Here is an 18,599-nt window from a genome sequence, read left to right as displayed (position 1 = left end):
CCGCCCCCAGTGCTAGTTGGAGGGTGCAACCATAATTCACTTGGTTGCTGCATTCAACTGAGGGGAGGGAGAGGGTTACGCAGGTCCCGGTTCAGAGGTGGCCGTGCGCAGCGAAGCTGCCAGCACGACGGTGGTGCCGCGGTCCCCGGGGCCGGGATGCACTTCGATGCGGTTGGTGAGCGCCTCGGCGATCAGCAGACCGTGGCCGCGCCTGTTCGCCGCCTGCTGCCGGGCGCCCGGCGTGCGCGACTCCGGGGACAGGGACTCCGGAGCGGGTACCACGGCGGAGGGGCCGGGGCCCGCGTCGACGACCTCGCACCGCACCTCGTCGTCCGCCGCGTCCACGGTCAGCCGCCCCGCGCCCCCGCCGTGCAGGACCGCGTTGGACATGGCCTCCAGCACCGCCTGCGCGAGGGCGTCCCGCACCGCGCCGGGCAGCCCGGCGCGGCGCAGCGTCGCGGCGAGTGTGATGCGTGCCAGGGGCAGGTCGGGGCCGGTGAAGTCCAGTTCCAGCAGCCGGTCCGTGCTCATGCCACGTCCTCCGCTTCCGCCGTGTCCCCCCTGTCCGCCGCGTTCGTCACGCGGAGCTCCAGCTGCGGTACGTCGTCGGAGCCGAGGCCGCGCAGGGCCGTCTCCAGCATCGGGTCACAGCGGACGACGGCCGTGTCCTCCCGCGGCAGCCCGGCGACGAGGCCGAGCAGCCGCCAGGCGCAGTGCGCCTCCATGTACGCCAGGTCGGTCAGGTCCAGCTGGTACCGGAAGGGACCCCGGCCCGGCCGCGGGAGCAGCGCCTCGCGGAGGGTCCTGGTGAACTTCTCGCGCGAGCCCAGCTCCGCAGAGCCGGCGATCCGCGCGCCGCCGCCCGGGAACCGGGTCACCTCCAGCGCGCCCAGGGTCTCCATGACCTGAAGCGGATGGACCCTGCGCGTCGCGGCCACCAGCTGGTCGCCGCACTGCTGCCGGTCGTACCAGCACAGCGCGGTGACGTACCCGTCGGCGAACAGCTCCGCCACGGACGCTTCGTAGTCGATCACCTCGGCGTCGGTCACGCCCGCACGCGGTGCCCAGGCCATGTCGCCTGCGCCCCGCAGCCGCGGGTAGCCGGCTTCCCGCGCCCGCTCGGCCTCGGCGGCGAAGCTCCGGATCTGGCGCTCCTTGGAGAAGCGGCCGTCCGGGAGGTAGACGGGTGTGTTGCGGTCGATCACGAACTGCCCGCTGCGCAGGGCCGCTTCCGTGTGCCCGGTGCCGCCGTCCACGCACGCGACGGCATCGTCGTCGTTCAGGTCGCTCGGGTCGAGCAGAAGCAGCACCTTCTCACCACGGGCCAGTCCGGTGCGGGTGAACGCGGCCAGCACCTGCCAGCGGTTTGCCCTGTCGGTGACGTCCATGCACGAGTGGTCGCCCGGCTGCAGCCGCTCTACGGGAATGATCCGGCCGGTCGTGCCTTGGTGTTCAGTCATCGGGCATCCTTCCCTGTCGTCGGCATGGCGCGCGTCGGCCGGTACGTCCCTCGCCCCGCTGCACCGGACATTAGAGAGAAGGCGCCTGCGGCACTCCTCGAAGCGCGGTGAATTCCCTCTTTTGGCTAGCACTTTGACAGCTGCTGCACTGCTTGTGACCGGACTCGATTGCCGAGTATCCACAGCGGGCGGGACGTCCCGCGACACCTAGGCATAACCCGTGCGTGCGGGGGCCGTTCGGTGCACAGTAGGGCCGACCGGAAGGACAACGATGCTCATGCATGTCTGCGCGCCCGCCGAACTCGGTCCGCCCACCGCCTACCTCAGTGCCACGATCGCCGCCGATGCCGAAGCGCTGGCGCGAACCCGGCGAGCCGTCCGCGGCTGGCTGGCCGCCGGCGGACTCTCCGAGGCGGCCGACAGCGCCGTACTCCTGATGAACGAGCTGGCCACGAACGTACAGCAGCACGCTCCCGGGCCGGCGCGGCTGCGGCTGTTCCTCCGCCCGGGACTGCTGCGCTGCGAAGTCCTCGACAGCCACCGGTCCCTCCCCGTGCTGGTGAACGCGGACACCGACGCGGAGCGGGGGCGCGGCCTGCATCTCGTGGACACGCTGGCCCTGTGCTGGGGCAGCGTCCCCGCGGGCCGCGGCAAGGCGGTCTGGTTCGAACTGCCGTTGCCGCGTGCCGCGCGGGAAGCGCCCACGCGGACCGGCTAGCAGCCGGTCCCGGCCGGTACCCGGGCCCGCAGCCGTACGTCGTGCAGGGAGCGGCCGATCTCGGCGGTGTACATGCCGGGAATCAGCCGCCAGTCGTACGCCTGCTCGTCCCAGATCTCGGTGGCGCGGCGGGGAACGGCGATGCGCACCTCGGCCGTTCCACCGGGAGCCGCCGCGACGGATGCGAAGCCGGCGAGGCGGCGGGCCGGGCGATCAGCAATGTCGGCGTCAGTGCCGGTGTCGGCATCGGCTTCCGGGGTGGCGAGGTAGACCTGGACCACCTCGCGGCCGGCGCGCTCGCCGGTGTTGCGCACGCGCACGGTGAGCGTGCCCAGTGCGTCCCCGTTCGCCGCGCCCCCGTCCGCCGCGCTCCCGTCCGCGGCGGGCTCGTACGTGGCCGTCTCGTACTCCCAGTCGGTGTAGCCGAGGCCGTGTCCGAAGCAGTACGCGGGCTCGGTGCCGGCCTGCTGCCAGGCGCGGTAGCCGATGAAGACCCCTTCTTCGTAAGGGAGTTCACCGTCGGTGGGGGTGACGCGGGTGACGGGCGCCTCGGCCAGCCGGGCGGGCCAGGTGGTGGGCAGCCGCCCACCCGGCTCCTCGGCGCCGAGGAGGACGTCCGCGAGGGCCGCGCCCGCCTCCTGGCCGGGGAACCAGCTCAGCAGTACCGCGGCCACGTCATTCCGCCACGGCAGCTCCACGGGAGAGCCGGAGTTGACGATCACCACGGTACGGGGGTTGACCGCGGCGACCCTCCGGACCAGCTCGTCCTGGCGGCCGGGGAGCCCGAGGTCCGTGCGGTCGAAGCCCTCGCTCTCCACCCGCTCGGTGGTGGCGACCACGACGACCGCGGTGTCGGCCGTGCGCGCGGCGGCCACGGCCTCCTCGATGAGCTCCTCGGCATCGCGCCGGGGCTCGCGGTGGGCGAGGGCGAAGCCGACGGCCTGGATCGGCGCGTCCGACATGTCGGGGACGGTGTGGCGGAGGGCGACCTCGACCGGCTCGCCCGCGGTGAGCTCCACCCGGCCGCGCTCCACGGGCGCGCCGAAGAACGCCTCGAACGGGTCGTCGTGGTCGGGGGCCTCGACGCCGTCGTGGAGCACACGGTCCCCGACGGTGAGTCGGAAGCCGCCGATGCCCTTGGTGCCGAAGCAGTGCGCACCGCTCTCGCGCGGGGTGAAGGTGCCGGTGATCTCGACGGTGTGCAGCTCCTCGTGGGTCACGCCGGCGGGCAGATCGTCCCCGTGCCACTGGACCGCGCCACTGGGCAGCGGGGTCTCCCCCAGCACCCGCCCGTCCCGGTCCCGGCAGACCGCCCGCAGCGTGAATCCCTCGCCCGCCGCGGCCAGTTCGTCACTCGGGTCGGCGCCGACGCAGTAGGTGAGGTCCCCTTCGGGGAGCGCGGCGCGCAGGCCGTCCAGCGGGGAGACGATGTGGTCGGGGAAGACCTGGGCCGAGCCGCCGCCGAGGACCCGGGCGTCGCGGGCCGCGGCGCCGATGAGGGCGACGGTGCCGGGCCGCGCGGGCCTGAGGGGCAGGGTGCCGTTCTCGTTGCGTACGAGGACGAAGGCCCGGCGGGCGATCTCGCGGGCAAGCGCTTCGCCGTCGATCGTGGCCGGGAGGTCGGCGGGGGCGACGGCGGGCGGCGCGCCGTCGAGGGCGCCGACGCGGGCGGCGAGCCGCAGGACGTTGCGTACCGCGTCGTCGACCAGGGACTCGTCCACTTCGCCCGCGCGGACGGCGGCGGCCAGCGCCGGGCCGTACACGGTCTTCGGGCCGGGCATGGCCACGTCGAGGCCGCCCTCGATCGCGCCCTTGGTGGAGCGGGCGGCCATCCAGTCGGAGACGAGGAAGCCGTCGAAGCCCCATTCGCCGCGCAGCACCTCGTTCTGGAGGTAGCGGTGTTCGGTCATGGTGGCGCCGTTGACGGAGTTGTAGGCGGCCATGATGCCCCAGGGGTGGGCGTTCTTGACGATCGTCTCGAACGGCGCGAGGTACAGCTCGCGCAGCGGCCGCGGGGCGACGGTGTTGTTGACGGTGAAGCGCTCGGTCTCGGCGTCGTTGGCGACGAAGTGCTTGACGGTGGTGCCGACGCCGCCCTCCTGCACTCCGGTGACGTATCCGGTGCCGATCGCGCCGGTGAGGTGCGGGTCCTCCGAGTAGCACTCGAAGTGGCGGCCGCCGAGCGGGGAGCGGTGCAGGTTGACGGTCGGGGCGAGGAGGACGTGCACGCCCTTGCGGCGGGCCTCCTGGGCGAGCAGGTGTCCGGCGCGGCGGGCCAGTTCGGGGTCCCAGGTCGCGGCGAGCGCGGTGGGACTGGGCAGGGCGACCGAGGGGTCGTCGGCGGTCCAGCGCACGCCGCGCACGCCGATGGGGCCGTCGGACATGACCAGGGACCGCAGGCCGATCTCCGGGAGCGCGGGCAGCGCCCACATGCTGCGGCCGGCCAGCAGCCGGGTCTTGGCGTCGAGGTCCAGCTTGCCGAGCGCGTCCTCGATGGTCGCGTCGTACGTGTGGTCCGAGGGCGTCATGCGTGACTCCTTGGTGCGAGGGGATGGCGTGACGGGTACGGGACGGTTCATCGCGCGCCCTTGATGCGGGAGACGAGTACCGAACCGACGAGCGCGGCGGCCGCGGCCACGCCGAAGAGCAGCGGGTAGTTCCCGCCCCCGCCGATCGCCAGGAGGAAGGGCGCGATCATCGGCATCAGGGACTGCGGCAGCGCGTTGGCGATGTTGACGACGCCGAGGTCCTTGGCGGCGTTGTCCGGGTCGGGCAGGACGTGGGTGATCAGCGCCATGTCGACGGCGTAGAAGAGCCCGCCGCCGACGCTCATGACGCACTGCGCGACGATGATCCAGGTGAGGTCCGGGGCGACGGCGAGCAGCGCGAGTCCGGCGGCGACGACGAGCCCGGAGCAGATGACGAAGGGCTTGCGGCGGCCGAAGTGGTCGGAGAGCCGGCCGCCGGCCGCGGCGGTGACCGACTGGACGGCGTAGCCCGCGGCGACCAGTACGGCGACCGTGCTCGCCGTGGCGGTGGCGCTCACGCCCATCCGGAAGGGCAGGTAGTAGGCCAGGTAGGTCATCGGCGCTACTGAACCGAACATGACAAGAAACTTGGTGAGCCAGGCCCAGCCGAAGTCCGGGCTGCGGCGCGGGTCGAAGACGAAGCTGCCGAGGAACTCCTTGACGGAGAACGGCTCGGGCGCGTCGGCGGGCGCGCGGTCGTCCAGCTTGTACACGAACCAGCCGACCAGTACGACGGTCAGGACGGCGGGCAGCAGGAACATCACGCGCGCGTCGGAGCTGAGCGCGGCGATGCCCGAGCCGGCCAGTACGGCGGCGGTGAGGCCGGTGCCGATGGCGCCGGAGGCGCTGCCGCGAGCGGCCGCGGGCACCTGGTCGGGGATGGTCGCCATGAGGGCCGCGTACACGGCGTTGAAGGAGGTCTGGACGAGGGCCCAGCCGATGACGAGGGCGGGGACGGCGGGAACGAAGGCGATCACCGTCAGACCCAGCAGGCCGCCGAGGAGGCCGCCGACGAGCCAGGGACGGCGCCGCCCGAAGCGGGAGCGGGTGCGGTCCGAGAGCCTGCCGAAGAGCGGGTTGGCGATCACCGCCATGACGGCGCCGACGCCGAGCACGAGGCCCAGTACCGATTCCTTGTTCCGTGGTGCGACGTCCGCGACGCGCAGCGCCATGGTGACGATGACGGGCGTCAGCAGGGCGCTGTAAAGGCCGAAGTTGGCGAGACCCAGCCGGAGTACGAAGCCCCGCGGGGCTCTTTCCGCGTCCGGGTCGGTGCTCGCGGACTCGGCGGACGTGGTGGCCGAAGCCGAAGCGGGGGCAGCTGCCTGATCCACTGCCGTACCTCCTCATTGAGGTGAAAAAGCGGCTCGGACAGGGAGGAATCACGCCATCAAGTGGCGGGCTCCCTGCGGTTCGCAGCATCGTGGCCCAGCCACCTGTAACGCGGTAGGCTTCGTAATATCTTCGTTACTTTTAAGGGGCCGGACCGTTTCGTCGTTTAGGCTCGGGCCCGTGGCAGCGAATGATCGGTCCGTGGCGAAGGAACGGGAAGCGCGGCGGGGGCGGGCCGTGCGCGGCGAGGACCGCCGCGCGGAGATCCTCCGGGCGGCGCTGGAGGTGATCGCCGAGCGCGGTTACCGGGGCGCCTCGCTGAACGCGGTCGCCGAGCGGGTCGGCATCACCCAGCAGGGCCTGCTGCACCACTTCCCCACCAAGGAGGCGCTGCTCGTCGCCGTGCTGGAGGCGCGGGACGCCTGGGACACCGGCGGCGGCTCCCCGCGGCACGGCGAGCCCTGGCCGCTGGACCTGTACGCCTCACTCGTCGAGTACAACGCCATGCGCCCGGGCATCGTGCAGACCTTCTCCGCGCTGCTCGGCGAGAGCGTGACCGGGGAGGAGCACCCCGCGCGTGAGTTCTTCGCCCACCGCTACGCCACCGTGCGCGAGTCGGTGACCGCCTCGCTGCGCGCCGAGTTCGGCGACCGGCTGCCCGGCGGCCGTACGCCGGAGGAGGCGGCGCCGCTGCTGATCGCGGTGATGGACGGGATGCAGTTCCAGTGGCTGCTGGACCCCGCGGCCGTGGACATGCCCGCCGCCTTCCGCACGCTGCTCCAGCTCCTGGGCCGGACCGAGCCCGCGGACTGAGGCCCGGCAGCGGTTCAGGTCCGGCGCCCCCGCCGCCCCAGCCACGTCTGGGCGACCACGACCACCGCGAGGAACGCGCCGCTGACGACCTGTTGGTAGGCGGAGTCCAGGGAGCCGATCTGGTTGATGACGTTCTGGATGACCTTCAGCAGGAGTACGCCCACCAGCGATCCGCTGAGGAAACCGGCACCGCCGGTCAGCAGCGTGCCGCCGATGACCACGGCGGAGATCGCCTCCAGCTCCATGCCGGAGCCGAGGATGGTGACGCCGGAGACCAGCCAGGCCGCGTTCAGTGCCCCGGCGAGCCCGGCGCACAGCCCGGACAGCGTGTACACGGTGATCTTCGTCCGGGCGACCGGCACGCCCATCAGCGCCGCCGCGTCCTCGTTGCCGCCGACCGCGTAGACGTACTGGCCGAAGCGGGTGCGGCGGAGCACCAGCGCGCCGGCCGCGAACAGCGTCAGCGCGATCCACACGGGCACGCCCACGCCCAGCAGCCGCCCCTGTCCGAGCGTCGCGAAGAACGTGCCCTTGTCGACGAGGTACGTCTGCGATCCCTCGTCCGTGACGGCGAGCAGCAGGCCACGCGCGCCCAGCATCGCGGCGAGCGTCACGATGAACGGGGCGAGCCGGGAGCGGGCGATCAGTACCCCGTTGAGCAGGCCGACGATGCCGCAGACGGCGAGCGGGAGCAGCAGCGCCACTGCCGTGCCGTACTGCGAGCCCCACGCCGCGAGCACGCCGCCGAGCGCGAACAGCGAGCCCACCGACAGGTCGATGCCGCCGGTGACGATGACGAACGTCATGCCGAGCGCCACGATCGCCAGGAACGCGGACGACAGGGCCATGTTCTGGAGGTTGTCGGCCGTCAGGAAGGGTTCGAAGGTGAGGGCCGCGGCGATCACCGCGAGTACCAACGTCACCAGCGCACCGTGCCGCTGGGCGAGCGCGCTCAGCCGCTCGGCGGGCCGCGGTGCGTCGACCGCCGCCTCCTCGGGCCCGGCCGACTGCGGTACCGGATCGCGGACATCGGCGGTGGTCATCGCTTCCCCCGTTCCCTGGCCGCGTAGACCGCGAGGACGATCACCACGGCCTGGGCGATCTGGGTCCAGGACGGCGGCAGGTCGTGCTTGATGAGTGTGGCGGTCAGCAGCTGGATCAGGACGGCGCCGGCGACCGTGCCGCCGATGCGTACCCGGCCGCCGCTGAGCGGAGTGCCGCCGACGACCACGGCGGTGATCGCGGACAGCTCCATCAGGGTGCCGAGCGAGGTGGGATCGCTGGCGGTGAGCCGCGCCGTGGCCAGGACGCCGGCGACCGCGGCGAGCGCTCCGGAGGCGGCGTAGACGAGGATCAGTACGCGGCGTACCGGCAGGCCCGCCAGGCGCGCGGCCGGGCGGCTGTCGCCGAGGGCGAGCAGCTGCCGGCCAAAGGTGGTCCGGCGGACCACGAAGGCGGTGAGCAGCGCGAGGCCCGCGGCGATCAGGACCAGGTAGGGGATGCCGAGTACGGCACCGGAGCCGAGGGCCGCCATGCCGGGGTCGTGCACCTGCTTGAGCTGGGGAAGCAGGACGAGCGCGAGCCCGCGGCCGGCCACCATCAGGGCCAGTGTGGCGACGATCGGCTGCACCCCGACGAAGGCGATGAGCGAGCCGTTCGCGAGGCCGACGACGATGCCGCCGGCCACCGCGACGAGCAGCGCGATCCACGGCCCGTACCCGAGGTAGAGCGAGACGAGCGAGGTGGCCAGGGCCATCACCGAGCCGACGGACAGGTCGACGCCCTCGGTGCCGATGGCCAGCGCCATGCCGAGCGCCACGATCAGGACGGGCGCGACCTGCACGGCCTGGGTGCGGAAGTTCTCGGCGGAGAGGAAGTGCGGGGTGAAGGCGATGTTCACCAGGAGGAGTACGGCGACGCCAAGGTACACGCCGTAGTCCTGGAGGAGGCGGCGGAGCCGGTCGCGGTCGGCGGTGGCCCGGCCCAGGGTCAGTTGGGTCATGCGGGATCTCCCACGGGCGCGGTCGCGATGGCGCGCATCAGGCAGTCGGCGGTGACGGCTTCGCCGGTCAGCTCCTCGACGACGGCGCCGTCCTTGAGGACGACGATCCGGTCCGCGCCCTCGATCAGCTCTTCCATGTCGGAGGAGATCAGCAGGACGCCGAGGCCGTCGGCGGCGAGCTCGTCGATGAGCCGTTGCACTTCGGCCTTGGCGCCGACGTCGATGCCGCGGGTCGGCTCGTCGAGCAGCAGGACCTTCGGGTGCATGGCGAGCCAGCGGGCGAGCAGCACCTTCTGCTGGTTGCCGCCGGAGAGTTCGCCGACCTTCTGGTGCGGCCCCGCCGCCTTGATGCGCAGCCGCTGGACGAACGTGTCGACGATGCGGTCGATCCGGGCCTCGTCGACCAGGCCGAACCGGGACAGGCGGGGCAGTGCGGCGAGTGCGATGTTCTCCCGCACCGACAGGCCCGGCACGATGCCCTCGGCCTTGCGGTCCTCGGGCAGCAGGCTGATGCCGGCGCGGATCGCGGCGGGTGGGGAGCCGGTGCGGACGGGGGCGCCCGCCACCACGACCGTTCCGGAGTCCAGCGGCAGCGCGCCGGCGATCGCCTTCGCGGTCTCGCTGCGGCCGGAGCCGAGCAGCCCGCCGAGCCCCACGACCTCACCGGGCCGTACGTCCACACCGACATCATGCAGATTGTGGCGTGCAGTCAACTCCCTTGCTGACAGCACTGGTTCCGCGTCCGTGGCATGGCGGGCGCCGGTGAATTCGGTGCGGCCCTCCTCGCGTACCGCGCCGGCCTCGCGGCCCAGCATCAGGGAGACCAGCCGCAGCCGGTCGAGGCCGGCCATGGGGCCCGTGTGGACGGCCCTGCCGTCGCGCAGCACGGTCACCGCGTCACAGATCTCGTACAGCTCCTCCAGGCGGTGGCTGACGTAGACCACGGCGATGCCGCGCTCGCGCAGCATACGGATCACCCCGAACAGGGTCCGCACCTCGCGCGGTTCGAGGGAGGAGGTCGGCTCGTCCATGATGACGACGCGCGCGTCCACCGAGACCGCGCGGGCCAGGGCCACCATCTGCTGGGCGCCGACGCCGAGTTCGCGCAGCGGGCGGCGGACGTCGACGCGTACGCCCAGCTCGCGCAGTGCCTCGTCCGCCGCGCGGTGCATCCGACGGAAGTCGATCAGGCCGAGGCGGTTGCGCGGCTCGCGGCCGAGGAAGAGATTGCGGGCCACGCTCATCAAGGGGACGAGGTTGACCTCCTGGTAGATGGTGGAGATGCCCGCGTGCTGTGCTTCGAGCGGGGTGGCGAAGGATGCCTCGGCGCCGTTGTACGTCATCGTGCCTTCCCCCGGGTCCGGCCGGTACACGCCGGTCAGGACCTTGATGAGGGTGGACTTGCCCGCGCCGTTCTCGCCGATGAGGGCGTGCACCTCCCCGGCGCGGGCGGTGAAGTCGACGCCGTCGAGCGCCCGTACGCCGGGGAAGGTCTTGCTGATGCCGGTGACCGACAGCACCTCAGTACGCCTTCGAGAGGTCGGTCTCGGCGTTGTCCTTCGTGTACGCGCTGTCCTTGATGACGATGTCCTGCGGCACCTTCTCGCCCTTGGTGAAGGCGTCCAGGGTCTGGAAGGCGAGCGGTCCGAAGCGCGGGTTGGACTCGATGACGCCGTCGATCCAGCCGTCCACGATGCCCTGGACGGCGCTGCGCGTGCCGTCGACGGTGACGATCTTGACGTCGCCGGGCTGCTTGCCCGCGCCCTTGAGCGCGTTGATTGCACCGAGGCCCATCTCGTCGTTCTCGGCGTAGATCCCGTCGATGCCGGGCTTGGACTGGATGAGCTGCTCGGTGACCGACTGGCCCTTCTCGCGGGAGAACTCGCCGGTCTGCTGGAAGACGACCTTCAGCCCCGGCGCCTTTTCCTTGATGCGCTGCTCGAAGCCCTTGGTGCGTTCGGTGGTGACGTTGTTGCCCGCGGCGCCGAGCAGGATGGCGATCTCGCCCTTGCCGCCGGTCGCCTCGATCATTTGGTCGGCGGCGCGCCTGCCCTGCTCGACGAAGTCCGAGCCGATGAAGCTGACGTAGTCCTTGCAGGCCGTACCGTTGATCTTGCGGTCGACGGTCACGATGGGGATGTGCCGGGCGCGCGCGGAACGCAGTACGGGCTCCCAGCCGTCGGAGTTGAGCGGCGCGATGACCAGCAGGTCGGCGCCCTTGGCGATGAGGTCCTGCACATCGCTGATCTGCTTGGAGAACTGCGACTGGCCGTTGGCCGTGAGCAGTGTGATGCCGCGCTTCTCCGCCTCGGCCTTGAGGGAGGCGGTCTCGGCGATCCGGAAGGGGTTCGCCTCCTTCTCGGACTGGGAGAAGCCCACGGTGGCGTTCTTCAGGTCGAGCTTTTTGCCGCCGAAGGCGTCGATCGTGCACGTCCTGCCGCCGGCACCGGTGCCCGACGCGGCGGCGGCTCCGCCGGAACCGCCTTGCGCGGCGGGCTTCTTGTCCGCCGCGGCGTCGTCCTCGGACTTGGCACAGCCGGAGACGAGCGCGAGGCTCGTGATGAGGCCGGTGGCGAGCAGGGCTCTCGCGGAGGTGCGACGGAGGGCGGAGATCGGCTTCATGGTGTCCCCAAATGGCACGGCCCCGGTGCGCGGAACGCTCGCGGGGACTTCGGAACGTGCAGGCAACTGGTGGCTCAGGTGAGGGTTTTACATCGTTGCAAGTACGCTGACAACCCTTCGCGTACGAAATGCCGAGCGTCGTCTTCGGTCGCACGCACGGCGCGACCGCCGCTGCACCGCGGTGACTTGACTCAGCGACGGCCCAGCGTGCTCTCCCGCTCCACCAGCCGGAACTCCGCGGTCAGCTCCCGCCCGGCGGGTGCCTCCGCACGGTTCTCCAGCGTGCGCAGCAGCGACTCGACGGCCAGCCGGGCGATGGCGCGCTTGTCCGGGGAGATCGTGGTCAGGCTGACGGCCCCGAACCGTCCCTCGGCGATGTCGTCGAAGCCGACCACCGCCACGTCCCACGGCACCCGCAGCCCCCGTTCGTGCAGCACCCGCATCGCGCCGATCGCCACCAGGTCGTTGTACGCGAACACCGCGTCGGGCCGCACCCCGGCATCCAGCATCCGCGCCATCGCCTCGGCCCCGTCCCCCCGGTCCCAGCCCCCGGTCGGGCCGATCAGGCTGTCCGGCGCGGGCACGCCCGCCGCCGTCAGCTCCTCCCGCCAGCCCGCGAGCCGCAGGTGCGCGGGGCGGTTCGCCGAGTCGGTACGCACTCCCAGGTAGGCGATGCGGTTGCGGCCGCGGCCGAGCAGGTGGCGGACGGCCGTGCGCGCCGCCGCGACGTTGTCGATCGCGATGTGGTCGTACGGCAGGTCGTACTCGCGCTCGCCGAGCAGCACCAGCGGGACGTCGTCCTCGCGGCCGCGCAGGTCCTCGACTTCCAGCTCCAGCGGGCTGAGGATCAGGCCGTCGATGACGCCGGCCCGGAAACCCTGGCTGACCAGCATCTCCCGCTCGCGGTCGCCGCCGGTGTGGTCGAGCAGCACGGTCAGGTCGTGCTCGGCGGCGACGTCGATGACGGCACCCGCGAGCTCCGCGAAGTACGGGTTGCCGAGCTCGGGAACGGCGAGCGCGAGGATGCCCGTGCGGCCTTTGCGCAAATGACGTGCCGTCATGTTCGGCCGGTAGCCCAGCTCGTCGATGGCGGCCTGGACCCGGGCCCGCATTCCCGGAGTGACGTGCTGGTAGTTGTTCACCACGTTCGAGACGGTCTTGATCGAGACACCGGCGCGTTCCGCGACGTCTTTCAGGCTCACTCGCAAAGGGATCTCCTCGGTATCGACGGTGCGCGCAACACTCCCCCGGCCGGCTTGCGCAACGCTCCCCCGCCCGGCTTCTGTGCCGCACCTGGACAGGATCGGGGAGCCGTGCTGTCATGCCAACTGCCGTTCCTTCCAACGTTGTACAGACTGAGGCAACGAGTCGCCACCCTTCCTCGACAAGGAGGATTTGTGCGCACCAAATGGTTCAGAGATCGGTTCAGAGACAGACTCACCCTGCTGCTCGCGGCCACGCTGGGCGCCGCCGGACTCGCCGCCGCGCCGTCCGCCACGGCGGCCGACGAGCCGCAGTCCGACGCGGTCCACGGTCTCAAGGGCGAGTACTACACCCAGTCGGCGCCCGGGGCCTTCGACTTCCACGAGCTGAAGTCCACCGGAGTCGACCCCGACCTCGACTTCGACAACCTCGAACCCCGGCTCGGCTACGCCACCGGGCAGAAGGACGACGTCAGCGTCCGCTGGACCGGGAAGATCGTCCCCGCGAAGACCGGTCCGACCACGTTCTCCCTCTCTGCCGACAACGGCTTCCGCCTGTGGATCGACGGAAAGATCGCCATCGATCACTGGGTGGACGACTGGGACAAGGAGCAGACGTCACAGCCGGTGGAGCTGACCGCGGGCAAGGCGTACGACATCAAGGTCGAGTACTTCGAGCACTACGGCGGCTCCAATCTGCACCTGCGCTGGACCCCGCCCGGTGGCAGCAAGGCCGCCGTCCCGCAGTCGGCGTTCCGGCTGCCCGACGGCTTCGACTACGACGGCGCGACCGCCGCCACCGTCCTCGGCGACGGCCGGACGCTCAAGCTGGATTTCCCGCAGCGGCTCGCCGCACCGCCGGCCGGTCTGACGGATCACCTCGACGCGGTCATCGGCGGCAGCACCTGGCCGCTGGGCGCGGCGAAGGCGGACCCGGCCGATCCCAAGGCGCTGCTCGTCGGGCTCAAGGAGCCGGTCGTCGGCAACAAGGCCGGCAACGCGCGCGGTGACGTCGAGGTGCGCTACGACGGCGAGGCGGGCCTGGCCCGCGCGGACGGCGAGCGGATCGGCACGTTCTGGTCCAGCGGTGCGAACAGGTCCACGTACGAGCTGCGCACCAAGTGGGCCGACGAGGTGAGCGAGAAGAACGCGCACCCCGAGTATCCGCGCCCGCAGCTGACGCGCGACGCCTGGCGCAACCTCAACGGCTCCTGGCAGTTCGCCGCCGCCGAGGCCGGCGAGCGGCCGCCCTTCGGCAAGAAGCTGGGCGAGAAGATCCTGGTGCCTTACCCGGTCGAGTCGCAGCTCTCGGGCATCCAGCGGCACGAGGACCGGATGTGGTACCGCCGTACCTTCACCGTCCCGCCCGGCTGGAAGGTGGGCAGTGGCAAGCGGCTCCAGCTGAACTTCGGCGCCGTCGACTGGCAGGCCGAGGTGTACGTCAACGGCACCAAGGTGGCCACGCACAAGGGCGGTTACGACAAGTTCAGCGCCGACATCACCGACGCGATCGAGCCAGGCAAGAGCCAGGAGCTGATCGTCGGCGTCTACGACCCGACCGACGCGAAGGACGGCGAGAACCCGCCGGTCGGCAAGCAGCGCCTGGACCCGAGCGGCATCTGGTACACCCCCTCGTCCGGCATCTGGCAGACGGTGTGGATGGAGCCGGTCGCCGCCGATCACGCCGACTCGCTGAAGATCACCCCGAAGGTCGCGGACGGCACGGTCGCGGTCGAGGCGCGGGGCGTGCGGGACGGTGTGCCGGTCACGGCCACCGCGTACGACGGCAAGCGCCCCGTGGCGACGGTGAGCGGCCGCACGGGCGAGCCGCTGACGCTGCGGATCAAGGACCCGCGCCTGTGGTCCCCCGACGATCCGTTCCTGTACGGCCTGAAGGTGCGCGTCGGCAGCGACCGCGTCGGCAGCTACTTCGGGATGCGCTCCATCTCCGTCGAAAAGATCGACGGCACGCCGCGCACCGTGCTCAACGGCAAGCCGGTCTTCCTGATGGCCACGCTCGACCAGGGCTTCTGGCCGGACGGGCTGCACACGGCGCCGACGGACGAGGCATTGGCGTACGACCTGAAGCTGCACAAGCAGCTGGGCTACAACTCCGTGCGCAAGCACATCAAGGTCGAGCCCGACCGCTGGTTCTACTGGGCGGACAAGCTGGGCCTGCTCGTCTGGCAGGACATGCCGGCCATGACGGCGGGCGTCAGCCCGGACGCCGCCTCCCGCGCCCAGTACGAGCGGGAGATGAAGACGATGATCGACCAGCACGACAGCCATCCGTCGGTGATCATGTGGGTCACCTTCAACGAGGGCTGGGGCCAGTACGACGAGGCCCGGATCGCCGACCAGGCCAAGTCCTGGGACCCGACGCGACTGATCAACAGCCAGTCGGGCCTCAACCTCGGACGGGACGGCGGCACCGGCGACATCATGGACGAGCACGGCTACCCGAGCCCGGCCCTGCCCCCGCACCCCGACGGCGAACGGGCCCTGGTCAGCGGCGAGTACGGCGGCCTCGGGCTCGGCGTGCCCGGTCACGCGTGGTCGGTGCAGCAGTCGTACATCGATGTGGACCCGGCGACCTACACGGACGACTACCTCACCAAGCTCGACGAGGTGCGCCGGCTCGCCTGCCGGGGCAGCAACGGCGCCGTCTACACGCAGATCTCGGACGTCGAGGGCGAGCTGAACGGCCTGGTGACGTACGACCGCAAGGTGGTGAAGCCGGACGTGCAGCGGCTCAGGGCCGCCCACGAGGCGCTGATCCACGACGCCTCACAGACAACACCGGCGGGCTGCCGCTAGCACGCCTGCCGGATGCCCCGGCCCTGGTCACCGTGCGGTCGCGCGGCGGATGCCGTACACGGCCGCGCCGGTGACCAGTACCGCCGTGCCCGCCAGGACGGAGGTCACCGGCAGGGCGAAGGCCAGGGTCAGGCAGCCGGCGAGGCCGATCGCCGGGACGACGCGCGGCGGGCGGCCCTCGGCGGCGGTGAGGGTCCACGCCGCGGCGTTGGCCACGGCGTAGTACGCCAGTACCGCGAAGGAGGAGAAGCCGATCGCACCGCGCAGGTCGGCCGTCGCGGCGAGGACCGCCACCACCGCGCCGACCGCGAGTTCGGCACGGTGCGGCACCTTGAACCGCGGGTGGACGGCGGCCAGCGCGTGCGGCAGATGGCGGTCGCGCGCCATGGCCAGCGTGGTACGCGACACTCCGAGGATCAGCGCCAGCAGCGAGCCGAGCGCGGCCACCGCCGCGCCGACGCGGACCACCGGCGCGAGCCAGTCGGCGCCGGCGGCCCGCGCGGCGTCTGACAGGGGCGCCGCGGCACCGGCCAGTCCGTCCGGGCCGAGCACCATGAGGACGGCGACGGCGACCAGCGCGTAGACCACGAGCGTGATCCCGAGCGCGACCGGGACGGCCCGGGGAATGGTCCGCGCGGGCTCGCGGACCTCCTCGCCGAGCGTGGCGATGCGCGCGTACCCGGCGAAGGCGAAGAACAGCAGGCCCGCCGCCTGGAGCACCCCGCCGGCGGTGAGGTCGGTCCCCAGCGCCGGCCCGGCGGCGGCCGCCTCGCCGGAGGCGAACACGGCGGCCACCACGGCGGCGAGCACGGCCAGGACGACGGCGACCACGGCGCGGGTGAGCCGGGCCGACTTCTGCACCCCGGCGTAGTTCACGGCGGTCAGTGCCAGCACCGCGGCGACCGCGACCGCGTGTGCGTGCTCCGGCCAGAGGTACGCGCCCGCGGTGAGGGCCATCGCGGCGCAGGAGGCGGTCTTGCCGACCACGAATCCCCAGCCGGCGAGGTAGCCCCAGAATTCGCCGAGCCGTTCGCGGCCGTACACATACGTGCCGCCGGAGGCCGGATAGCGGGCGGCCAGCCGCGCCGAGGAGGTCGCGTTGCAGTACGCCACCACCGCGGCCAGCGCCAGGCCGAGCAGCAGCCCGGAACCGGCAGCGGCGGCTGCCGGGGCCAGGGTGGCGAAGATGCCCGCGCCGAGCATCGCCCCGAGGCCGATCAGCACGGCGTCGGTCGTGCCCAGGCGTCGCTGCAGTGTGTGCGGGGCACTGGTGTCGGCCGTCGGCTTCTCCATGGATTCCCTCCTCGGCTGGCGCGGCGGCCAGCTTACGGAATCCGGGCCGTGGCTCAGACCAGGGCTGCCGCCACCAGCTCGGCGGCCTTTGCGACCAGCGCGTCGTCCGAGGGGCCTTCGGGGGCGTGCGTGGTGGACAGGACGGACAGGAGGACCGGGGAGCGGCCGGGGGGCCAGGCGACGCCCACGTCGTTGGCGACGCCGTACTCGCTCCCGCCGCCGGTCTTGTCCGCCGTGATCCAGCCCTCGGGCAGGCCGGCGCGGAAGCGCTTGGTGTTGGTCGTGTTCGCGATCAGCCAGTCCTTCAGCCGCTTCCGGTCCGCGGCGGCGAGGGCGCGGCCGACGACCAGGCGGCCGTAGGTCGTGCCGATGGCGCGGGGGCTGGTCGTGTCGGTCGTGCGCCACGGTTCCGCCGAGTTCAGCTGGGGTTCCCACCGGTCGAGCCGGGACACCTCGTCCCCGAGCGAACGGCAGAAGCGGGTGATGGCCGTGGGGCCGCCCAGCTCGCGGAGGAGGAGGTTGGCGGCGCCGTTGTCACTGTGGCTGACGGCGGCGGCGCACAGCTCGGCGACGGTCATGCCGTGCGCGACGTTCTCCGGTTCGCTGCTGATCGGCGCGTAGCCGGCGTCCGTGACGTACTTCTTGGTGTAGTGGATGCGCTCAGCCAGGAACTCGCCGTTGTGGTCGAGGTCGCGCAGGACGGCCGCGGCGGCGAGGCCCTTGAACACCGAGCACATCGGGAACCGCTCGTCCGCGCGGTACCGCACCGTGCGGCCGGTGGCCAGGTCGCGGGCGAACACCCCCAGCCGCGCGTCGTGCTCCCGCTCGAGCCGCTTGAACTGCCCGGAGAGCCCCTGGCCGCGCGGTACTTGGGCGGTTGCCGTGCCGCACGCGGGCAGCGCGACGGCCAGCGCGGATCCCGCGCCGAGGGCCAGGACGGTGCGTCGGGAAGGACGTACTTGTGTCATGTCCGAGAGTGAAACGCGGCTCTCGCTCCCATGTCGAATATGCTCTCGACTCTCGATCGATTCGCAGGAGATATCGCTGCACGCCACAGGAGTGGAATGCTCACGGAACGGCACTTGGAAATCTTCGTGGCGCTGGCGGAGGAGGAGCACTTCGGGGCCGCCGCGCAGCGGGTGGGGATCACCCAGCCGCCCCTGTCGCAGGGGCTGCGGCGGCTGGAGGCGCTGCTCGGGGTGCGGCTGTTCGACCGCACCCGGGGCGTCGTCCTGACCGACGAGGGGGCGCTGCTGCTGCCGCACGCGCGCAGGGCGCTCGCCGCGCTCGGAGAGCTGCGGGAGATCGGCGCCCGGGAGCACGCCGACGGGCGCCGGCTCCGGCTCGGCCTGGCGCCGGAGGTACCGGCGGGACTCGCGGCGGCCGTGGCGGCGGCGCCGGTACGCACGGGGGAACAGAACCGCATAAGCGTGCTGACGGCACCGACCGCCACGCTGCTGTCCGACGTCGCGGCGGGCCGGCTCGACCTCGCCGTGATCCGGCACCCGGCGGTGCTGCACGGTCTGGCGGCCGGGCGGGTGGTGCTGTTCCCGACCTGGGTGCTCTCCCCCGCCGCCCCGCACGGCCGGGCCCCGGCCCGTGGGCTGCCCGTCGCCGTGCGGCCCCGCGAGGAGGCGCCCGCGGCCCACGATCTGTTCGTCGACACACTGGCCAGCCGCGGGCGGCGGGTGGAGACCGTCGTGGTGTCCGACGAGCGCGCCGGGCTCGCGCTCGTCGCGGCGGGACAGGCGGTACTGGTCACCGCCGACGCGACGCTGACCGCCGACGGCGTGGAGCGCAGGCCGGCGACCG

The 18,599-nt window shown here is 72.1% G+C and carries 15 protein-coding genes; 4 read left to right on the top strand and 11 right to left on the bottom strand.

All coding sequences use genetic code 11. The features are described 5' to 3' along the window. Nucleotides 1–75: 75 nt before the first annotated feature. Nucleotides 76–531, bottom strand: coding sequence for an ATP-binding protein (locus tag CCS38_RS11545; RefSeq protein ID WP_223733138.1), 456 nt, complete (start codon nucleotides 529–531; stop codon nucleotides 76–78). After that, complete coding sequence (locus CCS38_RS11540; protein WP_223733137.1) at nucleotides 528–1,460, bottom strand: MEDS domain-containing protein; 933 nt, start codon at nucleotides 1,458–1,460, stop codon at nucleotides 528–530. The genes CCS38_RS11545 and CCS38_RS11540 overlap by 4 nt, the downstream gene beginning before the upstream one ends. A gap of 271 nt (nucleotides 1,461–1,731) precedes the next feature. Here CCS38_RS11540 and CCS38_RS11535 point away from each other — a divergent pair, with 271 nt between their 5' ends. Then, nucleotides 1,732–2,178 carry an ATP-binding protein gene (locus tag CCS38_RS11535; protein WP_223733136.1) on the top strand — a complete coding sequence of 149 codons (447 nt, stop codon included), beginning with the start codon at nucleotides 1,732–1,734 and terminating at the stop codon, nucleotides 2,176–2,178. Here CCS38_RS11535 and CCS38_RS11530 read toward each other — a convergent pair. Then, entirely contained in the window at nucleotides 2,175–4,706 is a 2,532-nt protein-coding gene (locus tag CCS38_RS11530) for a beta-glucosidase H (RefSeq protein ID WP_223733135.1), read from the bottom strand. The genes CCS38_RS11535 and CCS38_RS11530 overlap by 4 nt on opposite strands. Nucleotides 4,707–4,753: 47 nt before the next feature. Beyond that, the gene (locus CCS38_RS11525) at nucleotides 4,754–6,040 is read right to left on the bottom strand and encodes an MFS transporter (RefSeq protein ID WP_223733134.1); all 1,287 of its coding nucleotides are present in this window, start codon (nucleotides 6,038–6,040) and stop codon (nucleotides 4,754–4,756) included. Between the two features lie 178 nt (nucleotides 6,041–6,218). Here CCS38_RS11525 and CCS38_RS11520 point away from each other — a divergent pair, with 178 nt between their 5' ends. Next, nucleotides 6,219–6,851 (top strand): TetR/AcrR family transcriptional regulator, encoded by a 633-nt coding sequence (locus CCS38_RS11520; RefSeq protein WP_372457047.1) that lies wholly within the window; start codon nucleotides 6,219–6,221, stop codon nucleotides 6,849–6,851. Between the two features lie 14 nt (nucleotides 6,852–6,865). On the opposite strand, the gene CCS38_RS11515 is transcribed toward CCS38_RS11520, so the two are convergent. The 5 genes from CCS38_RS11515 to CCS38_RS11495 all read right to left on the bottom strand — a co-directional run bounded on the left by CCS38_RS11515 (nucleotide 6,866) and on the right by CCS38_RS11495 (nucleotide 12,683). Next, entirely contained in the window at nucleotides 6,866–7,894 is a 1,029-nt protein-coding gene (locus CCS38_RS11515) for an ABC transporter permease (protein WP_223733133.1), read from the bottom strand. After that, a complete protein-coding gene (locus CCS38_RS11510) occupies nucleotides 7,891–8,853 on the bottom strand; it encodes an ABC transporter permease (protein WP_223733132.1) in 963 nt (320 codons plus the stop codon). Before CCS38_RS11510 ends, CCS38_RS11515 begins: the two co-directional genes overlap by 4 nt. After that, nucleotides 8,850–10,373: a sugar ABC transporter ATP-binding protein gene (locus tag CCS38_RS11505; protein WP_223733131.1), complete on the bottom strand. Its 1,524-nt coding sequence runs from the start codon at nucleotides 10,371–10,373 to the stop codon at nucleotides 8,850–8,852. The genes CCS38_RS11510 and CCS38_RS11505 overlap by 4 nt, the downstream gene beginning before the upstream one ends. Before the next feature lies 1 nt (nucleotide 10,374). Continuing rightward, nucleotides 10,375–11,475 carry an ABC transporter substrate-binding protein gene (locus CCS38_RS11500; protein WP_223733130.1) on the bottom strand — a complete coding sequence of 367 codons (1,101 nt, stop codon included), beginning with the start codon at nucleotides 11,473–11,475 and terminating at the stop codon, nucleotides 10,375–10,377. 191 nt (nucleotides 11,476–11,666) lie between these two features. Continuing rightward, on the bottom strand, nucleotides 11,667–12,683 hold the full coding sequence (locus CCS38_RS11495) for a LacI family DNA-binding transcriptional regulator (protein ID WP_223733129.1): 1,017 nt from the start codon (nucleotides 12,681–12,683) through the stop codon (nucleotides 11,667–11,669). Between the two features lie 189 nt (nucleotides 12,684–12,872). Between CCS38_RS11495 and CCS38_RS11490 the strand changes: the two genes are divergently transcribed. Then, entirely contained in the window at nucleotides 12,873–15,494 is a 2,622-nt protein-coding gene (locus CCS38_RS11490; protein ID WP_223733128.1) for a PA14 domain-containing protein, read from the top strand. 27 nt (nucleotides 15,495–15,521) lie between these two features. On the opposite strand, the gene CCS38_RS11485 is transcribed toward CCS38_RS11490, so the two are convergent. Together CCS38_RS11485 and bla are read right to left on the bottom strand one after the other, a co-directional pair. Beyond that, complete coding sequence (locus CCS38_RS11485; RefSeq protein WP_223733127.1) at nucleotides 15,522–16,787, bottom strand: APC family permease; 1,266 nt, start codon at nucleotides 16,785–16,787, stop codon at nucleotides 15,522–15,524. Between the two features lie 53 nt (nucleotides 16,788–16,840). After that, nucleotides 16,841–17,755 carry a class A beta-lactamase gene (bla, locus tag CCS38_RS11480; protein ID WP_223733126.1) on the bottom strand — a complete coding sequence of 305 codons (915 nt, stop codon included), beginning with the start codon at nucleotides 17,753–17,755 and terminating at the stop codon, nucleotides 16,841–16,843. Nucleotides 17,756–17,851: 96 nt separating this feature from the next. Between bla and CCS38_RS11475 the strand changes: the two genes are divergently transcribed. Beyond that, a partial coding sequence (locus tag CCS38_RS11475) for a LysR family transcriptional regulator (RefSeq protein WP_223733125.1) occupies nucleotides 17,852–18,599 on the top strand: 748 nt, incomplete at its 3' end.

Origin of the sequence: Streptomyces purpurogeneiscleroticus (assembly GCF_020024005.1) — a bacterium.
GTDB classification, from domain to species: Bacteria; Actinomycetota; Actinomycetes; order Streptomycetales; family Streptomycetaceae; genus Streptomyces; species Streptomyces purpurogeneiscleroticus.
This window is presented reverse-complemented; position numbering and strand designations above follow the sequence as displayed.

What these genes read in the sequence shown, in the direction of transcription:
- CCS38_RS11545 (WP_223733138.1), bottom strand. Translation starts at nt 531, where the DNA reads ATGAGCACGGACCGGCTGCTGGAACTGGACTTCACCGGCCCCGACCTG.
- CCS38_RS11485 (WP_223733127.1), bottom strand. Translation starts at nt 16,787, where the DNA reads ATGGAGAAGCCGACGGCCGACACCAGTGCCCCGCACACACTGCAGCGA.
- CCS38_RS11530 (WP_223733135.1), bottom strand. Translation starts at nt 4,706, where the DNA reads ATGACGCCCTCGGACCACACGTACGACGCGACCATCGAGGACGCGCTC.
- CCS38_RS11500 (WP_223733130.1), bottom strand. Translation starts at nt 11,475, where the DNA reads ATGAAGCCGATCTCCGCCCTCCGTCGCACCTCCGCGAGAGCCCTGCTC.
- CCS38_RS11515 (WP_223733133.1), bottom strand. Translation starts at nt 7,894, where the DNA reads ATGACCACCGCCGATGTCCGCGATCCGGTACCGCAGTCGGCCGGGCCC.
- bla (WP_223733126.1), bottom strand. Translation starts at nt 17,755, where the DNA reads ATGACACAAGTACGTCCTTCCCGACGCACCGTCCTGGCCCTCGGCGCG.
- CCS38_RS11540 (WP_223733137.1), bottom strand. Translation starts at nt 1,460, where the DNA reads ATGACTGAACACCAAGGCACGACCGGCCGGATCATTCCCGTAGAGCGG.
- CCS38_RS11535 (WP_223733136.1), top strand. Translation starts at nt 1,732, where the DNA reads ATGCTCATGCATGTCTGCGCGCCCGCCGAACTCGGTCCGCCCACCGCC.
- CCS38_RS11510 (WP_223733132.1), bottom strand. Translation starts at nt 8,853, where the DNA reads ATGACCCAACTGACCCTGGGCCGGGCCACCGCCGACCGCGACCGGCTC.